Origin of the sequence: Silvibacterium bohemicum (assembly GCF_001006305.1) — a bacterium.
In the GTDB taxonomy this organism is placed as follows: domain Bacteria; phylum Acidobacteriota; class Terriglobia; order Terriglobales; family Acidobacteriaceae; genus Silvibacterium; species Silvibacterium bohemicum.
In genome coordinates this window covers 487,834-506,370 of record NZ_LBHJ01000001.1, presented here as the reverse complement: position 1 = coordinate 506,370, position 18,537 = coordinate 487,834, and the positions used below count along the sequence as shown (strand labels likewise).

15 protein-coding genes are annotated in these 18,537 nt (G+C 58.6%); 4 read left to right on the top strand and 11 right to left on the bottom strand.

From position 1 onward, the window contains the following. Window positions 1-186 precede the first annotated feature (186 nt). Entirely contained in the window at window positions 187-894 is a 708-nt protein-coding gene (locus tag XX99_RS02155; RefSeq protein WP_050057718.1) for an HAD family hydrolase, read from the bottom strand. A gap of 406 nt (window positions 895-1,300) precedes the next feature. After that, window positions 1,301-2,719 carry an MATE family efflux transporter gene (locus tag XX99_RS02150; RefSeq protein WP_050057717.1) on the bottom strand — a complete coding sequence of 473 codons (1,419 nt, stop codon included), beginning with the start codon at window positions 2,717-2,719 and terminating at the stop codon, window positions 1,301-1,303. Between the two features lie 143 nt (window positions 2,720-2,862). Here XX99_RS02150 and XX99_RS02145 point away from each other — a divergent pair, with 143 nt between their 5' ends. Then, the gene (locus XX99_RS02145) at window positions 2,863-4,827 is read left to right on the top strand and encodes a S9 family peptidase (RefSeq protein WP_184084495.1); all 1,965 of its coding nucleotides are present in this window, start codon (window positions 2,863-2,865) and stop codon (window positions 4,825-4,827) included. A 210-nt stretch (window positions 4,828-5,037) separates the two neighbouring features. On the opposite strand, the gene XX99_RS02140 is transcribed toward XX99_RS02145, so the two are convergent. The 6 genes from XX99_RS02140 to XX99_RS02115 form a co-directional block, all read right to left on the bottom strand. Beyond that, on the bottom strand, window positions 5,038-6,360 hold the full coding sequence (locus XX99_RS02140; RefSeq protein ID WP_050057715.1) for a peptidase associated/transthyretin-like domain-containing protein: 1,323 nt from the start codon (window positions 6,358-6,360) through the stop codon (window positions 5,038-5,040). Between the two features lie 44 nt (window positions 6,361-6,404). Continuing rightward, a complete protein-coding gene (locus tag XX99_RS02135) occupies window positions 6,405-6,677 on the bottom strand; it encodes a hypothetical protein (RefSeq protein WP_050057714.1) in 273 nt (90 codons plus the stop codon). Beyond that, window positions 6,674-7,138: a cytochrome c-type biogenesis protein gene (locus tag XX99_RS02130; RefSeq protein ID WP_050057713.1), complete on the bottom strand. Its 465-nt coding sequence runs from the start codon at window positions 7,136-7,138 to the stop codon at window positions 6,674-6,676. Before XX99_RS02130 ends, XX99_RS02135 begins: the two co-directional genes overlap by 4 nt. Beyond that, window positions 7,138-9,207 (bottom strand): heme lyase CcmF/NrfE family subunit, encoded by a 2,070-nt coding sequence (locus tag XX99_RS02125; RefSeq protein ID WP_050057712.1) that lies wholly within the window; start codon window positions 9,205-9,207, stop codon window positions 7,138-7,140. The genes XX99_RS02130 and XX99_RS02125 overlap by 1 nt, the downstream gene beginning before the upstream one ends. A gap of 100 nt (window positions 9,208-9,307) precedes the next feature. After that, window positions 9,308-9,691: a response regulator gene (locus tag XX99_RS02120; RefSeq protein ID WP_050057711.1), complete on the bottom strand. Its 384-nt coding sequence runs from the start codon at window positions 9,689-9,691 to the stop codon at window positions 9,308-9,310. A gap of 251 nt (window positions 9,692-9,942) precedes the next feature. Then, complete coding sequence (locus tag XX99_RS02115; RefSeq protein ID WP_050057710.1) at window positions 9,943-13,371, bottom strand: TonB-dependent receptor; 3,429 nt, start codon at window positions 13,369-13,371, stop codon at window positions 9,943-9,945. A gap of 240 nt (window positions 13,372-13,611) precedes the next feature. Between XX99_RS02115 and XX99_RS02110 the strand changes: the two genes are divergently transcribed. Beyond that, entirely contained in the window at window positions 13,612-14,484 is an 873-nt protein-coding gene (locus tag XX99_RS02110; RefSeq protein WP_050057709.1) for a zinc metalloprotease HtpX, read from the top strand. Then, window positions 14,485-14,985, top strand: a complete 501-nt coding sequence (locus tag XX99_RS02105) for a DUF4149 domain-containing protein (RefSeq protein WP_050057708.1) — start codon at window positions 14,485-14,487, stop codon at window positions 14,983-14,985. A 103-nt stretch (window positions 14,986-15,088) separates the two neighbouring features. On the opposite strand, the gene XX99_RS02100 is transcribed toward XX99_RS02105, so the two are convergent. Beyond that, window positions 15,089-15,283, bottom strand: a complete 195-nt coding sequence (locus XX99_RS02100; protein WP_050057707.1) for a hypothetical protein — start codon at window positions 15,281-15,283, stop codon at window positions 15,089-15,091. A 135-nt stretch (window positions 15,284-15,418) separates the two neighbouring features. Here XX99_RS02100 and XX99_RS02095 point away from each other — a divergent pair, with 135 nt between their 5' ends. Further along, window positions 15,419-16,141, top strand: coding sequence for a ZIP family metal transporter (locus XX99_RS02095; protein ID WP_050057706.1), 723 nt, complete (start codon window positions 15,419-15,421; stop codon window positions 16,139-16,141). A gap of 32 nt (window positions 16,142-16,173) precedes the next feature. Here the strand turns inward: XX99_RS02095 and XX99_RS02090 are convergent, their stop codons facing one another. Beyond that, window positions 16,174-16,926, bottom strand: coding sequence for a class I SAM-dependent methyltransferase (locus tag XX99_RS02090; protein ID WP_050057705.1), 753 nt, complete (start codon window positions 16,924-16,926; stop codon window positions 16,174-16,176). A 97-nt stretch (window positions 16,927-17,023) separates the two neighbouring features. Then, the gene (locus XX99_RS02085) at window positions 17,024-17,581 is read right to left on the bottom strand and encodes an NUDIX domain-containing protein (RefSeq protein WP_050057704.1); all 558 of its coding nucleotides are present in this window, start codon (window positions 17,579-17,581) and stop codon (window positions 17,024-17,026) included. Window positions 17,582-18,537 lie beyond the last annotated feature (956 nt).

Below are 18,537 nucleotides of genomic sequence, written 5' to 3'. Positions count from 1 at the left end.
GTTTTGAAATCGTTTCCATTGCAGTCGAGAGAAACAACGCACTCTGCGCCTCGGTGTTGAAGCAAGAGCGATCCGCACCGAAGTCCGGGAACGCTTCTTAAGAATGCATTTCGATTGCGATGGGACTATGTAAAGCGGTGGCACTCCGAAAGAGATGAAGCCTGCGGTGCGCGTCTAATGCTTGGCTCAGCGATGCGCGCTTGTCGAGTTGAATGCTGTAGCCCATTCCGCAGCCGTATCGACCAGGCAGTCAGAGGGGATTGACTCCAATGTATGCGAGGACAGGCCGAACCTGCAACCAATGATCCAGGCTCCGGCACGGCGCGCCGTCAATACATCCACGTCCGAGTCGCCAACCATCACTGTTTCCTCGGGGCTCACGCCGGCCTCGCGGATCAACGCATTCAGCCCCTCGGGATCGGGCTTCTTGGTGCCGAAACTATTCCCGCCATAGATCTGGAAGAAGTAGGGGCTCAGCTTCAGAGCTTCGCAGATGGCCAGCGAAGGACCGATTGGCTTGTTGGTCAGCACCGCCATCGCGCGCGCAGAGCCGTCAGGCATGGTCTTGAGAGCCTCGAGCGAGGAGAACACGCCCGCATAAACATAGGTGTGATCCAGCTTGTGCTCGCGATAGTAGTCGAGAAAGCGCTTCAGCCCTTCCTCGACAAGATGCTCCTCCTCGGGATCGCCAAGCGCCCGGCGCACCAACATACCCGCGCCATCGCCGATGTAAGTGGCGATGATCTCCTCAGGCAGCGGCTGGCGCTGCATCTGCGTGAGCATGGCATTGATGGACTGCGCGAGATCCTTGCGTGAGTCGATGAGCGTGCCGTCGAGATCGAAGACGATCAGACGAATGGAATCAGCAGGAATGGGATTCGCAATGTGCAGCATGGTTCCAGTCTAGCTGCCCAGCGCTGTTGAGAGGGATGATGAGGCATCTTCTAGCTCCGAGTCAGTGATTACCCAAATGAATTTGTCATCCCGACCGAAGCGAAGCGGAGCGGAGGGACCTGCAGTTTCCTACCGTGTGCTCGGAGAGAGCACTGTTTTCGGAGAGGGCGTGTTTTTCGGAGAGGGCGTGTTTTCAGAGAAAGCGCGTTTTCAGAGGGAAGCGCGTTTTCAGAAGGAAGCACGCTTTCCGGAGGAAGCGTGCTTTCCGGAGAGAACACGATTTTCAGAGAGAGCACGGTTTTACGGAGGGAGCGTGAGGCTTCAGCCTCACGACTTAACCGCCCAACTCCGAGGGCTTCAGCCCCGGGCCTTCCTAAACCAGACCCAACTTCGTCCGAAGCCTCGTCTAAATACTCTGCGCCTTCCACCGTCCGCGGCGAAACAGCACAATGCTGATAACCGCGATCGTGCACTCAGCAATAACGATCGACAACAGCGCCCCCACCGTGTGCAGGGAGGTGCGCGTCGCGAGGTACCATGCCAGCGGCAGCTCCAGCACCCAGAAGCCGAAGAAGTTCACGATGGTCGGAGTAATGGTGTCTCCCGCGCCATTGAAGGCCTGCAGCATCACCATCGCATAGGCATAGCCGATATTGCCGCAGCTCATCACCCGCAGCGCCGCAGCCGCCAACGGCACGACCGCGGGATCATTGACGAAAAGCCGCACCGCGGGCGTGGCAAATACAAAGAAGAACACGCCGATGCTGCCGAGGAAGAGCATGTTGTAGAAGCCGGTGCGCCATACAGCCTGCTCCGCGCGATCAGGACGGCGCGCCCCGAGATTCTGGCCCACCAGCGTGGCCGCCGCATTGCTCAACCCCCACGAAGGCAGGATGAAGAAGATAACGATGCGGATGGCAACGGTATATCCGGCAACAGCAGCCGATCCGAAGAGAGCAATGATGCGCACCAGGCCGATCCAGCTGGCATTGGCGATGGTGAACTGCAGGATGCCGGTCAGCGACACCCGCAGCAGCCTCCACAACACCGCTACGTTCAGCCGCAGATGCCGCGCCATCACGTGGATGCGCTCAGTCCCCTTCAGCAGCCGGTAGAACTGGTAGAGCACGCCGATGCTGCGGCCCGTGCAGGTGGCCAGCGCTGCCCCCGTAACCCCGAAACGATGGAATGGGCCAAGGCCGAAGATCAGGCAGGGGTCGAGAATCAGGTTGATGATGTTCGAGACCCATAGCAGGCGCATGGCAATGGCGGCATCGCCCGCTCCGCGAAAGATCGCGTTGTTCAGGAAGAGCATGATGATCGCGCCGCATCCGCCCAACGCAATGCGCGCGTAGCCGGAACCGCTGGCGACAATGCTCGGAGATGCGCCCATGGCCCGGAGCAGGTTCGGTGCGAAAATTCCGGTGGGGATGCCCACCGCCAGCGAGATCAGCACGCCGAGAGCGATGGCCTGCACCGCCGAGATGGCCGCGTCCTCCGGATCTTTTTCCCCGATGCGGCGCGCGACCATGGCTCCGGTCGAAAGCGCCAGCCCCATCCCTACAGCGAAGACCAGCATCAGCATCGATTCGGTCAGCCCGACCGTGGCCACGGCATCCGCGCCCAGCCTTCCCACCCAGAAGACGTCGACGACGGCAAAGAGCGATTCCAGAACCATCTCCAAAACCATGGGAATGGCGAGCAGCAGGATGGCGCGGTTCAGATTTCCGGCGGTATAGTCCTGGTGCGATCCGCGCAGGGCTTCGCGCACCGACGACCAGAGGCCGGGTGTAGCTGGAATTACGGGCTCGGAGGCAGAATTCATCTTAGTGTGCCGCGACTCTACAAGATATGCTGTTGACCATGGTTATACCTGTCCGTTCGCTCGCTCTACTGGCTGGGTTTTGTATCACTTGCTCGCAGTTTTCTTTGGCCTTCGATGACAACCGCTTTCCTTCTAATGAAGACTTGCGCCATGTACGCAGCATGTCGCAGCCCCATCTCTCACCCGACGGCCGCAGCGTGCTGCTCACGGTGACCGATTCAACCGCCGACGGCGCGAAGAACCATCTCTGGCTGGTGGATATTAAACAGAATACCGCGCGCCAGCTCACCTGGTCCGAAGCCGGCGAAAAGCGAGGCGAATCGCAGGGCAAGTGGATGCCCGATGGCGACAGCATTTTGTTTCTCGCCCACCGCGGCGAACACACCCAGCTCTATCGCCTGCCCATGGAAGGCGGCGAGGCTCGCGCCTACGATCTGAAGATCGCTCCGCCCGTGGATACATCCACGCTGGCCGATGCCATTCCTCCGCGCAAGGAGGAATCGTCTCCCGCAAAGATCGAGCCGCTGCCCATCGACGTACAGAATTACGATCCTTCGCCCGATGGAAAGTGGATCGCCATCCTCGCACACGATCCGGAGACTCCAGGCGAGAAGAAAGCGCACGATGACAAAGCCGACGCCGTCTGGGTCGATCACGATCCGCACGGCTCGCGCCTCTATCTGCTCGATACAGACAACGAGAAGATGACGGTAGCCGGTGTGCCGCCCGACGTTCACAGCATCGCGTGGAGCCGCCAGGGCGATCGCTTGATGGCCGTTGCCGGCGGCATGAACAATATTGGCGATCTCGCCCCTGCTGACACCACATGGCTGGTCAGTGTCGGCGATCCCGCCCACCCCAGGCAGCTCAAAGAGTTTCCGGCAACCATTCAGAGCGGTGTGTGGTCAGAGGATGCCAAGCGATTTTATTTCCTGGCCCAGTCCACGAAGGACGCGCCTCCCGGCTATCACGATCTATTTGTCTTCACCTTCGCCGACGGCAGCATTCAGGATATGACTCCAGACTTCACCGGCTCCCTCTCTCACGAGATGCCATTGATCGATGATGGCAAGATTCTCGTTCCCGCCGAAATGGGAGTTCATGTAGGCGTGCTGCGGATCGATAGCGAGAAGCAGGAGCCGGTCAAATTCGAAACCGTCACGGTTACACAATTGAATACCAACGCGAAACAGAATGGCTGGGTGTGGCTGGGAGCCAGCAGCACGCAACCCATGACGCTCTATTATTCCGAGAAGCTTGGCCATAACGAAAAACCTCTCAACGCGCCGACGCTCCTGCCGGCGACCTGGCCCCAGATCAACTCGCAGGTAGTGAGCTGGAAGAATGAGGGCCAGTCCATCGAAGGCCTGCTCTATCTGCCGCCGCAGGCCGCGACGCATAAGGTGCCGCTCATCGTCGACGTGCACGGCGGGCCTACGGGCGCCTTCGAGGATAGCTACTATCCGCTGGTCGAATACCTGCTTGGCCAGGGCTGGGCCGTTCTGCGCACTAATCCGCGCGGCAGCACCGGCTATGGCGCAGCCTTCGCCGCGGCGAATAAGAACGATCTCGGCGGCGCGGACTATCGCGACATTATGACCGGCGTCGACACCGTCATCGCGCGTTATCCCATCGACGCGACCAAGCTCGGCCTCATGGGATACAGCTATGGCGGCGAGATGGCCGGCTTTGTCGAAGGCAAAACCGATCGTTTCAAAGCCATCATCAGCGGAGCTCCGGTGATCGACCAGAACAGCGAATACGGAACCGAGAGCGGCTCATGGTACGACCGCTGGTTCTACGGCAAGCCATGGGAGCACGAGGCCGATGTCTGGCGGCAAAGCCCACTCGCAGGCGCCTCGCATGCGAAGACCCCGTTCCTGCTGCTGCAGGGCGAATCCGATACCACCGACCCGCTCGGTCAGAGTCTCGAGATGTACCGCGCGCTGCGGCAGATGGGGGTGCCGGTAGAGATGGTCCAGTATCCACGCGAAGACCACGGACCGCTCGCGGGAGGCATCTTCGGAAGCCCCACCCCCGAGCCATGGCACGGCTTCGACGGGCGCCAGCGCATCGTGAAGTTCTTCAAAACGGCTTTTGGAGAGTAAGAAAACTTCTTTGAAACGGCCTTTGATGAAGTGAGAACTTCCACAAGCGCTCAGGCATAGCGTGAACTAAATCTCAAACCGTCATTCCGACGACCGACGGGAGGAAGAATCTCAGCGATGCTCGGCCTCAAACATCGCTGAGATTCTTCACTTCGCTGAGAATGACGTTCGCTGTCAGAACGGCGTTCACGGGACAACTCAACAACGTCCTCACACCGCAGTAGTCTGACGCGCGAGAGCCCGCCGCAGCACCACCTCGAACGCGGACTTCAGCTCCAGATACTCCGCCTCCGACAGCTTCCCTTCCAGCCTCTCCGTCTCGAGCGAGAAGAGTTCATCCTTCAGCGCAGCCAGCAGCGATCCGCGTGGCTCGCCCGTTACGCGTCCCGGCAACGCAGCTGCAACCTCGGGAGTGCGCACCAGCGGCGACGGGAGAGGCGCAGCCGGCGCTGTCTCAACCGGCTTGCCGCGCAGAAAGAACGCCGCGGCAATCACCAGCACCAGGGCCAGGCCGCTCAGGATCCACCACTTGTATTTCTGCAGCGGATCGGGCGTATCGATTGGAGCTCCCAGCCCGATGCCGGGGCGCGTATCGCTCTCGGCGCTCGCCGGACCACCACCCGCCGCAGGTGGCATCGCGTTCGCACCGGAGCTATCCCCCGCCTGCTGTTGCTGCTGCTGCGAGTCGCGCGGCATCACGCCTTCCCCGGAAACGGTGAAGTCAAGAGCCTGCGATGGCTGCACATTCTTGGCCAGAAAGGTCTGTGTCGCGGTATCGATGTCGGTCGCCTGAAAAGCCGGACCGCCATCGAACTTCATGCTCTTCGGCAGCATGATGGCCAGGTTCTGCGTCGGCAGCGCCAGCTTCGGCGTGAATTTGTAACTGCCACTGTAACTTAACGTGTAGCTGATCTGGAAGCGCGTCTCGCCGGGACGAACGGGAAAGACAAAGGCGTAGCGTCCCTTCTCGCCAGTCGGCATCGGCGATGACGAAACCGGCATGCCCGCCGGCCCCATCGCCGCCGAGGCTTCAATCTTCGCGTCAGCCGGCAGATAAATGGGATAAGCCTCTTTGCTGAACTGGGTGCGCGGAGGATTCGACTCGTTCTTCACGAAGAAATTCTCGATCACCCGCATCCCCTGCGGCCCGGCCTCGATGCGCATCACGTCGGCTTCCGTGCTGACTCCTTCCACCTTCGGCGAAACGTCGTAGACATCGATATCTACGCTCGTCTTTCCCGGCTGGACCGGCTCGAAGTAAGCAGCCTTCTGGTGGTCAACGCGGATCAGGTGCATCCCGTTGTCCGGCACATCGATGCTGTAGTGGCCGGTCGCGTCGGTTTTCGTGCGTCCCGCCTCCTGCATACCCTGGGCGAAGCCGATCAGGACCACATCGTCCCCGGCTGCGGCCTTGTTGTTCGTTTTATCTGTAACTTTTCCAGTTACAGTTGCCGCAAAAGAGGGAGAGACGCCGGCAACCAGGAGAGCAAAGGCGAGAGCCGCGCAGGAGCGCAGTCGTAGAGCAGATTTCATTCGTTTCCTCGGTTTCAATTCCGGCGGTGTCGGCATCCGATACGTCAGCGCGGCTGGGCTTCGAGCAGGTCGATCTCGGCCACGACCTCTGCGGCTTCGGTTTCCAGAATCCCCTGCTGCGCGGCGTAATCTTCCTCGACATACTTGCCCGCGCGGTATTCGAAGTTCAGGTCGCGCAGGTTATCGTAGAGCACCTCTTTGCGCTCGCGCAGGTATTCGAGACGAGTCTTCTGCGTCTGCGATTCCACATGGCGCTCCGGATAAAAAACGTAGATCAGGATGCCGATCAGCATCAGGCTGCAGGCGACAATAGTCATAGCTCGGTCTCCCGGTGAATGCGATCGCGTATGCCCTGGAACTGCACGGAACGCTGCACCGGAGGCAGCGCGGCTGTGCGAAGCCTCCAGCGCCGGACCAGCACCATCGTGCCGGCGATGCCCAAGAGGAGAAGTATAGGCGGCATGATCCACGCCAGGATGTTGAATTTCGTCAGCATCGGAGCAGCCAGGATCGTCGGTCCGTATTTTTCCTGGAACGCCGCAAGAATGCTTTCGTCGTTTCCACCCTGTGAAAGGCTCGTGCGCAACTCACCCAGCATGCGATCCGAATCAGGGCAGCCCAGGTGATTGCACTCGATCAAAATCTGTCCGCAGCCGCACGCGCACATCATCTTGTGGCCGAGCTCGTTATAGCGCGTCGCATTGTCGGCAGCGCCCATGGTCAGAACCGCCACGAGCACCACCATTAGCACGCGAGAAATTACGGAGATGCGCCGCATCAATCGCCTCCCCGCGCCGGCAGCGCGTCAGCAACAGCGGCAGACTGCACCCGGTTGCGGCTCGCAGCCAGGGCTGCGGTCATGTTCGGGAACAACGCCACACCTGTTCCGAAGACAATGATGGCCACGCCGATCCATATCCATGCAACCAGCGGATTCAGAAACACTTTGATGATGGGCTGGCCGGTGTCGGGATTCTTGCCCGCATAGATCACGTACAGATCCCAGGCCAGCGTCGAGTGGTTGGCCACCATCGTCGATGGTTGCTGGCTCGCGATATAGAAGCGCTTCTCCGGCGCCAGTTGCGTAATCTTCTTGCCGCCGCGATAGACGTCAAGCAGCGCGAATTCGGTGTCGTAATTGGCGTTCGAATCCTGCGAATAGCTCTGGCACTCCAGCCGGTAGGGTCCGATGTTCAGGCTCTCCTTGAAGCCGAGCTCCTGCTCTTTGCTCTGGTTAAAGGCGCTCCCGGCAATGCCGATAAAAATCACTACCACGCCGAAGTGGACGATGTACCCACCATAGCGGCGCGTATTGCGGCGAGTCAGCTGCACCATCGAGGCCAACAGTCCCTGACCGGTGTGGCGAGAGATCACACCCGCGCCGCGCAGGAACTCGGCACTGATGGCAGTGACCACCATCGCCGCCAGGACAAAAGCAAAGAAGGCATAGAACGATCCCTGGCCGTCGGTGGTAAAGATCTCCCAGGGATGCACGCCGCACACAATTACCACGACCGCGGCTACCAATCCCGCAATGCAGGGCAGAACGAAGTTCTTGCGGATGCTCTTGAATGACGAGCTGCGCCACGCCAGCAGCGGTCCAATGCCGGTCAGGAAAAGCAGAAAAAGTCCGATGGGCACGGCAACGCGATTGTAGAAAGGCGCGCCAACCGTAACGCGATTGCCCTGAACGTATTCTGACAACACCGGGAAGAGCGTTCCCCACAGCACTGTGAAACAGGCAGCCAGCAGCACCAGGTTGTTGAACAGAAAGCTCGACTCGCGCGAAACCAGTGACTCCAGCTTGTTATCGGCCTTCAAATGATCGCGCTGCAGGATGAAGGTAAACAGGCATACCGACAGCACAATGATTAGGAAGGCCCAGAACCAGCTGCCGATCGACGACTGTGCGAAGGCATGAACGGAGCTGACCAGGCCCGAGCGGGTGAGCAGCGTCCCGAAGATCGCCAGCATGAAGGTGGAGAAAATCAGCCACACATTCCACGTCTTCATCATGCCGCGCTTCTCTTGCATCATCACCGAGTGCAGAAAGGCAGTGCCGGTGAGCCACGGCATCAGCGAAGCATTCTCAACCGGATCCCAGCCCCAGTATCCGCCCCAACCCAAAACCGAATACGCCCAGTGCGCACCGAGAAAGATGCCGCAGGTCAGGAAGAGCCACGTCACCATCGTCCAGCGGCGGGTGATGTGAATCCACTTCTCTCCGGGATAGCGCATCATCAGCGCGCCCAGCGCAAAGGCGAAGGGCACTGCAAAGCCCACATATCCGAGATAGAGCATCGGAGGATGGATCACCATCTCCGGATACTGCAGCAGCGGATTGAGCCCGAAGCCATCCTGCGGAACGGTTCCGCCCACCAGCGAGAAGGGCATCGCAGCAAAATTCAGCAGCAACAGGAAGAAGACCTGGATGCCGGCCAGGATGGTCGAGGCGTACGCAGTCAGCTTGACATCGACCTTGTGGCGCAGACGCAGGACGAATCCATAGGCCGCGAGTAGCCACGCCCACAGCAGCAAAGAGCCTTCCTGACCTGACCACAGCGCTGCGAATTTATACGGCCCAGGCAGCGCGCGGTTGGAGTGGTGCAGGATGTAGGCGACGGAAAAGTCGTTGTTGAAGGCCGCCCAAACTAGCGCGAAGGCCGCGGCAGTCGTGGCTACAAAGCTTCCGATGCCGGCGCGACGCGCCGTTTCGGCCAGTTTCTCAGGAGTGACGCGGGCTCGTGCACCGGTCGCAAGCTGGCGAAGCGCCACCGCGCCTGCGAGAAGCGTGTATCCGCTGAGAGCGAGAGCGAGCAATAGGGAAAAACTGCCGAATGTAGGCATAGGATCGACAGTTCATTGTCGCAGACAGCTCGAACCTCAGCAATTCAGGAGTGAATTGCGGGAGGAAAAGCAGACCACGTAGACAGAAGCTTGAATAAAGCTAGGCGCTGCGGCTGATGGGACCGTCGAGAATCGATGCGGTCAAAGCGACGAGCATATCCGGCGCGAAAGGCTTCACGCGAAAGATCACGTTCATGCCCTCATACTCGCCTTCAGCATCGGCCAGCCCGCTCAATACTAGAACGGGAATCTTGGGCAACTGCTCTCGCAGCTTCTCGACAAACTGGGGACCATTGATGCCAGGCATCCAGTGATCGCTGATGATCAAGCCAATCGAGCCCAGCAGCCCTTCATCTTCCAAAATCTGCAGTCCCTGTGCGGCTCCGGAAGCGATGACGACGGAGCGCCCCGCCCGCACCAGAATGGCCCGACGGGTTGTGGCCTGTACAACATTGTCATCAACTAAAAGAATCTCAGCGGTCATCGTGTAGGTATCGTTTTCTAGGCCGATTTTGGTGGTTTCTTTGCTAGATGCACGCGTTGGGACGAGGGTTGTGCAGCAAACCTTTCCATTTTGTAACCGGTCACACGCGGAATTGCAACAGCGAATGGCCCGGGAGGACCCTATACAGCTACCCGGCAGCTACTGGATAGATACCGGCAAAGGCAAGCCGGCGGCAGAAAAAAGAGCGAGGCGGCTAGAAGCCGCCCCACTCTCGCTTGATAGTGAAAGGGTTAGAAGTTGAACTTGCCAAAGACCTGCAACACTCGCCCACCCACACCGGCCGACTGGAAGGATCCATAAGGGCTGGTGGGAGGAGCAAGGATGTTGCCGCTGCTGCCGATGCTGCCGGCAGCCACGTCGTTGGCCGGCGGTCCGAAGTTGGGGTGATTGAAGACGTTAAATGCGGAGGCGCCGATTTGAAGGGTATAGCGCTCCAGATTCAGGAACCTCTTGCTGAGCGACCAATCGGAGTCGGCATAGTGGGGACCGTAGAAGGAATTGCGCCGTACGTTGCCGAAACCAGTTTGGCTTGTGGACGTTTCAAAGTCCGCGACCGAGTTGCAGGGAGTGGCAATGCCATTTCCATTGCAGTGGTAAGTAAGTTTCGCCCCGGGAACCGCAGCGGCAAGAACCTGATCCGCTCCGGCGACGGGATAGAACGTTCCACCGACCAGGGAGCTGTCGACGATCGAGAAAGGCTGGCCGGAGCGCCAATACGATTTGCCCGAAAACAACCAGCCGCCTGCCAGAGTATTTACCAGCATTCCACGGTTGCCAAATCTTGGCATCTGGTAGACGTAGTCGGCAACGAAATCGTGCCGGAAGTCATAGTCTGAGTTCGAGTAGTTCAGGCCGGCTACGCTCAGCGGAGAGACCTGTTCGTTGATCGACCCGAGGTTGTAATACTCACCGACGCCGCCATTCGAAACATCGTCGAGTGAGTGGCTATAGGTGTAGGTTAAATCGACAGAGAGTCCATGCTGATCGATGTGCTTGTAGGTGACCGATGCACCGTTATAGTTGGAATTCGCTTCATTCAGGTATTGGTTCACAGCGTTGAAGCGCGGGTCGGGCGAATTCGTCGGTAGCCCGCCGAAGTTGGTCGATGACGAGGCGTTGACCAGAGGATTCTGGATGACCTCGTCATAACCCTTATTACCGACATAGCTGATGATGACGGCGTCGGAAGGCCCGACCTGATGCTGAATCTGCAGGTTCCATTCCAGATACTTGGGACTGCGCCAATTCTGCGGGGAAACGTTAAGGTTAGGGGCGGAGAACGGAACGCCAATGGCGGCAAGCGCGTTCGTGATCTGCGTTGCGTTTTGGCCCGTATTGAAACCGGCTTGTAGAAGGTTATTGGATTGCGCCGCGAAGTTCCCTGCGCTGGTCGGCGATGCGGTAGGAGCAACATGACCGCTGGTTACCGTCGCCGCATATAGCTGCGGGAAGTTCTGCACAAAGCCATCCAGGAAGGTTGACGCAGGCAGATCTCCGAACAAGCCAACTCCGCCGCGAACAACAGTGTGCCCGTTGCCGGTCAAGTCGTAGTTAAAGCCAAAACGAGGCTGAGCAACGACCGATTCGATGCTGGGAAAGGCATTCTGCAGACCGTTGCTGATCGCCTGATTATAAGGAGCGTCCACCGTGGAGTTGGGGAAGGAACCGTTGTACCGGGCAAAGCAATCGTTGTTGCAGAGCGGGTTTCCGGTGCGATCGAAGCGGATGCCGAGCGTCGTGTGCAGCCGCGGTGTAGCCTGCCATTCATCCTGCAGGTAGGCGCCGATGTTGTAGAGGGCGAGATACGCGGTGGATTTCTGAGCAAAGTTCTGCAAATAGTAAGACTGGCTCGGGCTGCCTGCGGGGGTGGCGGCTGGCAACGAAAGCTGGCCGGAAGCAAAGTTGTTCAGGCTCAGGAAATCGTAATAGCCGTTCTCGATCTCCTGGGCGTCGTAGTCGGAAAGATCGTCACGGCGAAAATTGTAGCCGAAACGGAAGGTGTGGCTGCCCTTGATCCAGGAGAGATCGTCGACAAACTGATACTGGGTGACGTTTCTTCCCTGCGGAAAGTAGTAAGGGGCTCCGAGAGAACCGAAGTCCGCGCCGGAGTTGATTGCGCCATCGCTAAAGCCCATATATGTCGGGAATGTCGAGAGAGTCTGAGCGAGATTCGAGGGGCCGAAGAACGCTGTGTACCAGTTGGCCGCGAAGACGAATTGGTTGGTCAGGTGAGGGTTGAAGACATAAGTGTCGTTCAACTGACCTTCGTAGGCAGGCTGCGAAGAGATGGTGTTGAATGCCGGGCTCACGAAGCTGGTGTATGTGGGCTGGGTTCCGCGATCGAGCTTGAAGCGGCCGAAAATCTTGTGCTTCTCGTTGATATCCCAGTCGACGCGCGCCGTAAACAGGTATTCCTTGTTGGTGTTCGAAGCGCTGCCGACGGCGGCGTTTTCGCAAGGAGTTGTAACTCCAAAGCCGGCCGTGCCGGCAAACTGGCCGCAACCCAGGTTGCCCGTTGAATCCTGAAGAGGACCGCCGCCCGTGGTGACTGGAATGGCAGCTTTGGCTGAAGGCGAGTTGTTATAAAGCGCGAAGGCCTGCTGGTAAAGAGGGACCGAATCCGCGGGAATATTCGCCAGAATGTAATTCTGGAACGCGGCGGTCGGGAAGACCGCGTAGCCCGACGCGGGCAGCACGTAGTGCAGACCTTCATAATCGGCGAAGAAGAAGAGCTTATCCTTAATGATGGGGCCGCCTACGTTCGCTGCCCACTCGTTCGAGATTGCGCGTTCCCGGCCGATACCGGCATTGTTGCGGAACCAGTCGTTCGCGTTCAACACGTCGCCGTTGTAGTAGTAATTCGCCATGCCGTGGAACTTATTGGAGCCGGACTTCGTGGTGTAGTTCAGAATGGCGCCGGCAGCGCGTCCATACTGAGCGCTGTAACCATTGAGAACCACGGCGGCTTCAGAGATTTCGCCCTGGCCGAGAGACAGGTTGGAAGATCCCGAGTTGTTCAGGTTCAAAAATGGATCTTCATCATCAAAGCCGTTCAGCACAAACAGGTTCGAGGTGCCGGGCAGGCCATTCGCACTGAAATTGCCATAGCTGCCGCCCGCGTTGACCGCGACTCCAGGAACGGTAAAAGCTACGGTGGTGATATCCCCACCCGGAGCGGGAAGGTTCTGAACCTGTTGTTCGTTGAAAGTAGTGATGAGGGCAGGCGACTCAGTATCCGTAAGCTGCGCAACCTGGGCAGAAACGGTGACGGTAGTATTTTCGCCGGAGGGAGACACGGTGAAGTCGATGTTGGATGTCTGATCGACCAGCACCTGAACCTCAAGCTTCGACGATGAAAGTCCAGCGGCAACGGCTCTCAACTCATATTTTGACGGCTTCAGCAGAGGGACGTTGAAACGGCCCTGTTCGTTCGACTTCGCCGTCTGGGTAGAGCCAGTTGCGGTGTCCGTGACAGTGATCGAAGCTCCCGGGACCACGGCGCCGGACGGGTCGCTGATGACACCGGTCAGCGCGCCGGTAGTGGCGGTCTGCGCCTGCGAATTCGCAGGCAGGAAGAGCAATGCTGCAAGCAGCGTCACCCCAAGGAACAGGGTTTTGATCGAGATAATCGCTGAGCGATCCGGGCAGTAGATTCTCATAGCGACTGGTTCATGCAATTGCAATGCCTTTTTAGGGTGATCCCTAAGACTTCCCTAATTGTTTGATAAGGTTAAGGTTACATATTTACCAAATAGTAACCCTGGCTCTCATCGGAGGAGCGGTTTATTCCATGAATATCCCGTTAACGAAAGGGTAACTACAGGAAACCATATTTGTGAAATTCCTTTTATGAAACAATGAATTTATATGCCTCGTTGCACCATGGGAGGACATAGCAAATGAACACTCTCAAGACCGCTTTTCTGCTTACTGCTTTGACACTGCTGCTGGTTCTGCTGGGGGATCACTTCGGCGGCCGCAACGGCATGGTTCTGGCCTTTGTCATCGCCGCGGCAATGAATTTCGTCAGCTACTTCTACTCAGACAAGCTGGCCCTCAGCATGTATCGCGCCCAACCGGTCACGCGCGAGCAGTTGCCGCGCGTTTACCAGGTCGTCGAGCGGATGACCCAGCGCATCGGGCTTCCCATGCCTAAGATTTATGTCATCCCCTCCGACTCGCCGAATGCCTTTGCCACCGGCCGTAATCCGCAGCATGCTTCCGTCGCGGTCACCAACGGCATTCTGAACCTGCTCAGCGACGACGAGCTCGAAGGCGTGCTGGCCCACGAACTGGGCCACGTCAAGAACCGCGATATCCTGACCAGCTCCATTGCAGCCACCCTCGCCGGCGCCGTCACCATGCTGGCCCGCATGGGCTATTGGGCCTCGCTCTTCGGCGGGTATGGCGGCGGACGGGACCGCGAGCGCGGCGGAGGAGGCATGGGAGCGCTCTTCATGCTGATCCTGGCGCCCATTGCGGCCATGCTCATCCAGCTAGCAGTTTCACGCTCCCGCGAATACGAGGCCGATGCCACGGGCGCTCAGATCACAGGCAATCCCTATGCGCTCGCCAGCGCGCTCGAAAAGCTCGAAGCCTATTCGAAGCGGCTGCCCATGGCCGCCTCGCCTTCGACCGCACATTTGTTTATCGTGGCTCCAGTGATCAGCGCGCGCGATCTGACCAGCCTCTTCTCGACCCACCCACCGATTCCGAAGCGAATCGAGCGTCTGATCGGCCGCCCCAGTGTCTATGGAGTACAAGACCGCTAGATGAAGACCGCAATCCGCGCAATCATCCTCCTTCTCATCGTGTTGTGGCTGGGCGGCGTGATGTTCTTTCCCATCGTCGCCGCGTCAGCCTTCACCTCCATCGCGGATACCCATGCCGCCGGAACCATCGTGGCCAAGTGCCTGCGCACTTTGCATTATGAAGGCCTGTTCGCGGGAGCTGCGATCATCCTTCTGCTACTCGCAGCGCAGACCGTGAAGGCGCTTCCCCGCCCTGTCGGCGCTCCCGTAGCGGTGACACTTATCATGCTGGCGCTGACCGCCTTTTCGCAGTTCTCCATCATCCCGCGGATGGAAAACGACCGCATCGCTGTCGGCGGAGCCATCGACGCCGCGCCTCCCAACGATCCGCACCGCGCAGAATTCAATCGCCTGCACGGAGTTTCCGAGAAGGTGGAAGAGGGCGTCCTCGTGGCCGGCATCGTCCTGGTGGTTCTGCTCGCGATGGGACCAAAAACAACGATGACAGCGGAGCGAACCTAGCTTCTGGTTTTGCAGGAGAGCGGCGGGTGCCGTCTTATCGGAGGGAGCCCTGGGCATTAGTCTGGGAAATAACCCAGAGCAAAGTGGGGACTTCAGCCCCCGGCTATGCATCGGACCGGGTATAGACCAGCCCAGACCGGGTGCCCCACATCTCGATTTTGAGATGTGGGATTGGGATTACGAAACCCGTGTCGATCACCACTAGAACGAGCGCCGAAGGCGCAATCGCCTGGTCGGCCAGTCGCTCTCCGAGCGAAGATGAATTCTCCGGGAATTTGCGCGGGAGAAAGAACCACATCGCACAGCGCTGCTATCATGAAGGATTGCCCTAGCCCCGCTTTTGTCGGCTGTGGGTCATATGTGCATTCTTCCGGCTGGTTGAACCAGCCGCCCCATCGTTCCTCTGAGTCATGATCCATAGATCGGGAATCTTATGTTGCTTTCGCTTACGCTCGGACTTCTCGCTGCCCTTGCCGATATTCTCGGCGGCCTCATGCTGGTGCGCCACAATTGGAGTAAGCGCTACCTGCGTTACTTCATCGCCATCGGCGCGGGATTTATGCTCTCCGTCGCACTGCTGGAAATGATGCCCGAGAGCCTCCATTTCTCCCCGAAATGGTCGCCCGTTCTCATTCTCGCCGGATACTGCGCCATCCATCTTCTGGAGCACACCATCACGCCGCACTTCCACTTCGGCGAAGAGACACATCATCACGAGTTCGTCTCAGCGCATACCGGCTATTCGGTCCTGGTCGGCCTGGCGGTGCACGCGCTTTTTGACGGCGTGGCCATCGGCTCGGGGTTCGTGCTCTCCAGCTGGCTGGGCTGGCTGATCTTCTTCGCCGTCTTCCTGCACAAGATGCCCGAGGGATTCACGGTAGCCTCGGTCATGCTGGCCTCGGGACGAAGCCGCCGCGCGGCACTGATTTCGGCTATGATTCTGGCGCTCACCACCGTGCTCGGAGTGCTGGTCATCAACCTGCTGCCAGGATGGGTAGAGGCGGGACTACCGCTTTCGGCGGGCGTCTCCATCTATGTGGCGGCCACCGACCTGGTTCCGGAGGTAAACCGCGAGCCGGGCATCCGCATGGCGTTGGTCTTCTTCGCCGGAGTGCTGATGTTCCTGCTAATCAAGCTGCTGGTTCCGTCGATTTAGAGTCTGTTATGCCCTTTTGGGCATAACAGACTCTAGTGATGCGGCCGGGAATGCCGTGAGAGCGTAGTTCGAATGGCAGCGGGAATTTTTCTGACCAACTCGCCCACACCAATCTGTTCGTGCTCCAGCTTGTACATAAAACCGGGATGCACCAAAGCAAGAGGCAAATGCCGAGGTCGCGCTGCCTCAGCCATCAGTTTGGGATATGCGGATAACCTGTGGCTGGCTACAAAAATGAACATATTCTGCCGGTACCACCACGCGATGCGGTCGTCGTCCCACAAGGCATCCCGCAAACAATCGATGCAGGTATAGCCTCGCGCGTTAAACAGCGATGTCCAATATTGAGGCCACTGTTCGTTCACGTGATGAGTGCCGCCTTGCGATGGAATCGCCGCCGAGAACAGAATCACATCGCCATGCTTCGTGAGCGTATCGATAAAGGTTGTGGCTCGATCGTTGGAGAGATGTTCCGCGACTTCGAGTGACATCACCAAATCGAAAGTCCGCTTCAGTTCCAAGGGTTGGGTGATATCGGCTCGAACGAAATGATCCTTGGGGATGACAAGGAGAGCATCGGAAACATACTCACCGTCAATGCCGGTGATATCTCCAATCCCCAGTTCGGTAAATGAGCGCAGCCATGTACCCACACCGCAGCCGAAATCGGCCACGCTTTTTGAATCGCAGAGTGAAAGCACGCGGGGTATCACCACACCCGCAGAGATGAGGGAGGCATCCTTTTGGCTGTTAAAGAATGCGGCGTTGTAGGGGGAACGCGCCATGTCGGACTGTCCTTAATCAATGGTCAGCAAGATTCGAATCCTGCATGCCCACTCCTGTCAAGGACAACATGGCGCTCGCGTGCTTTGAGTTAAACCGCTATTGTGCGGCTACCGCTGATGCCTGCTTCTCTTTCCACAGCTTGTAAAGCCCCCAGGCGGCAACGGTGCAGGCGTCCTGGATCGTTCCGTCGAGGAGCATTTGCTCGAATTCGGCGACGGTCGCGGTCTGCAGCACCAGGTCGTGCTCTTCGGGGTCGGGATCGGTCCCGGCCGGGGTCAGGCCGGTGGCCAGGTAGACGTGCTGCTTCTGCCGGGTGAAGCCGTAGGCAATCCAGAGCATCCCCAGGTAGGTCATCGAGTCGGCGATCAGGCCCGTCTCCTCGCGCAGCTCACCCCGGGCCAGCTCCTCGGGATCGACGTCCGCGCTCTCCCACCCGCCCTGCGGCAGCTCCAGGGCGCGCTGCTGAATCGTATAGCGGAACTGCTCGATAAGGTAGACGGTATCTCCCTCAAGGGGGAGGATGACCGCGCAGTCTTCCTTGTCGACGACACCGTAGATGCCTCGGGCTCCATTGCTGCGTTCAATCTCATCTTCGCGGAGGCGAAGCCAGGGATTGCGATAGACTTCGCGGCTGCTCAGGGTTCGAATGCTCATGGGTCCTGCTATTTTCCCACGCCGGGAATGACGCGCAGATAAACCTGCTTACACACTTTGTGGGACTTTCCCGATGCGCTATCCTTATGCGGACGTCTAGAGCCTGTTATGCCCTTTTGGGCGTCGTCGCCGGGAGCCAATTTTCTGGATTCTAGGAGCGAGGAGCGACGAATATCGGGAATCTTCGAGCGACGAGGGACAACGAAGCCGGGCCCTGGAAATGGAAAACGGGTGGCCCCGGCCCTTCGGGTTGCGGCGCAAAGCGGTCCATACTTCGTTGTCGCCCTCGACGGTGGGCCCGCCACAGCCTTCGGGCTCCGTCTCGTCTGGACCGCTTTTCGCTCGCAACAACAACTGCCCAAAAGGGCATAACAGGCTCTAAGTGCCAAGGAGAATGCCAGTGGCCATATTCGCGATTTTCAGCTTCGTAACCATCTTTGCCGTGTCGATCCTATGGGCCAGCCGGCCCAACCATTCCGACCACCATTCGCACCACTAGAGCTATCGCAGATATATCTTATTCGCGACGGTCGAGGGCCGTCGTTCGGCATTGAAAGCCGTGCTGTATCAATGATCTGGTGGCGAGAAAAGACCTCCGGGCCGTGAAGCTCGACTAGGAACAAGCCCCATTTTTTTCTCTCATCGGTGATGGCGAGTCGGAATCCCGGCAGAGAGGCTCCTCAGAAGGCGGCTGCCGGGAGCGAAGCCGGACGCGGAATCATCTACCATCCGAAGGTGCCGCGGACAGCGCATATTCTCTAGCCCAGTTGTTACTTGTTTATTAGCAAGTAACTGACCGGCGGCGGTAGTTGCGGAGTAGGTGATACCCATGGCCTCAAGTTTTTAACATATGGTTTTCCATAGGTCGCAATGAAAATCTGCAGCAAAGGCAAATCATTTGTGACCCGACCGGCTCTTCAGCGGTCTATACGGTATCTCGTATTCCATTGCTCATC

What these genes read in the sequence shown, in the direction of transcription:
- XX99_RS02155 (WP_050057718.1), bottom strand. Translation starts at nt 894, where the DNA reads ATGCTGCACATTGCGAATCCCATTCCTGCTGATTCCATTCGTCTGATC.
- XX99_RS02150 (WP_050057717.1), bottom strand. Translation starts at nt 2,719, where the DNA reads ATGAATTCTGCCTCCGAGCCCGTAATTCCAGCTACACCCGGCCTCTGG.
- XX99_RS02140 (WP_050057715.1), bottom strand. Translation starts at nt 6,360, where the DNA reads ATGAAATCTGCTCTACGACTGCGCTCCTGCGCGGCTCTCGCCTTTGCT.
- XX99_RS02135 (WP_050057714.1), bottom strand. Translation starts at nt 6,677, where the DNA reads ATGACTATTGTCGCCTGCAGCCTGATGCTGATCGGCATCCTGATCTAC.
- XX99_RS02130 (WP_050057713.1), bottom strand. Translation starts at nt 7,138, where the DNA reads ATGCGGCGCATCTCCGTAATTTCTCGCGTGCTAATGGTGGTGCTCGTG.
- XX99_RS02125 (WP_050057712.1), bottom strand. Translation starts at nt 9,207, where the DNA reads ATGCCTACATTCGGCAGTTTTTCCCTATTGCTCGCTCTCGCTCTCAGC.
- XX99_RS02120 (WP_050057711.1), bottom strand. Translation starts at nt 9,691, where the DNA reads ATGACCGCTGAGATTCTTTTAGTTGATGACAATGTTGTACAGGCCACA.
- XX99_RS02115 (WP_050057710.1), bottom strand. Translation starts at nt 13,371, where the DNA reads ATGAGAATCTACTGCCCGGATCGCTCAGCGATTATCTCGATCAAAACC.
- XX99_RS02110 (WP_050057709.1), top strand. Translation starts at nt 13,612, where the DNA reads ATGAACACTCTCAAGACCGCTTTTCTGCTTACTGCTTTGACACTGCTG.
- XX99_RS02105 (WP_050057708.1), top strand. Translation starts at nt 14,485, where the DNA reads ATGAAGACCGCAATCCGCGCAATCATCCTCCTTCTCATCGTGTTGTGG.
- XX99_RS02100 (WP_050057707.1), bottom strand. Translation starts at nt 15,283, where the DNA reads ATGTGGTTCTTTCTCCCGCGCAAATTCCCGGAGAATTCATCTTCGCTC.
- XX99_RS02095 (WP_050057706.1), top strand. Translation starts at nt 15,419, where the DNA reads ATGTTGCTTTCGCTTACGCTCGGACTTCTCGCTGCCCTTGCCGATATT.
- XX99_RS02090 (WP_050057705.1), bottom strand. Translation starts at nt 16,926, where the DNA reads ATGGCGCGTTCCCCCTACAACGCCGCATTCTTTAACAGCCAAAAGGAT.
- XX99_RS02085 (WP_050057704.1), bottom strand. Translation starts at nt 17,581, where the DNA reads ATGAGCATTCGAACCCTGAGCAGCCGCGAAGTCTATCGCAATCCCTGG.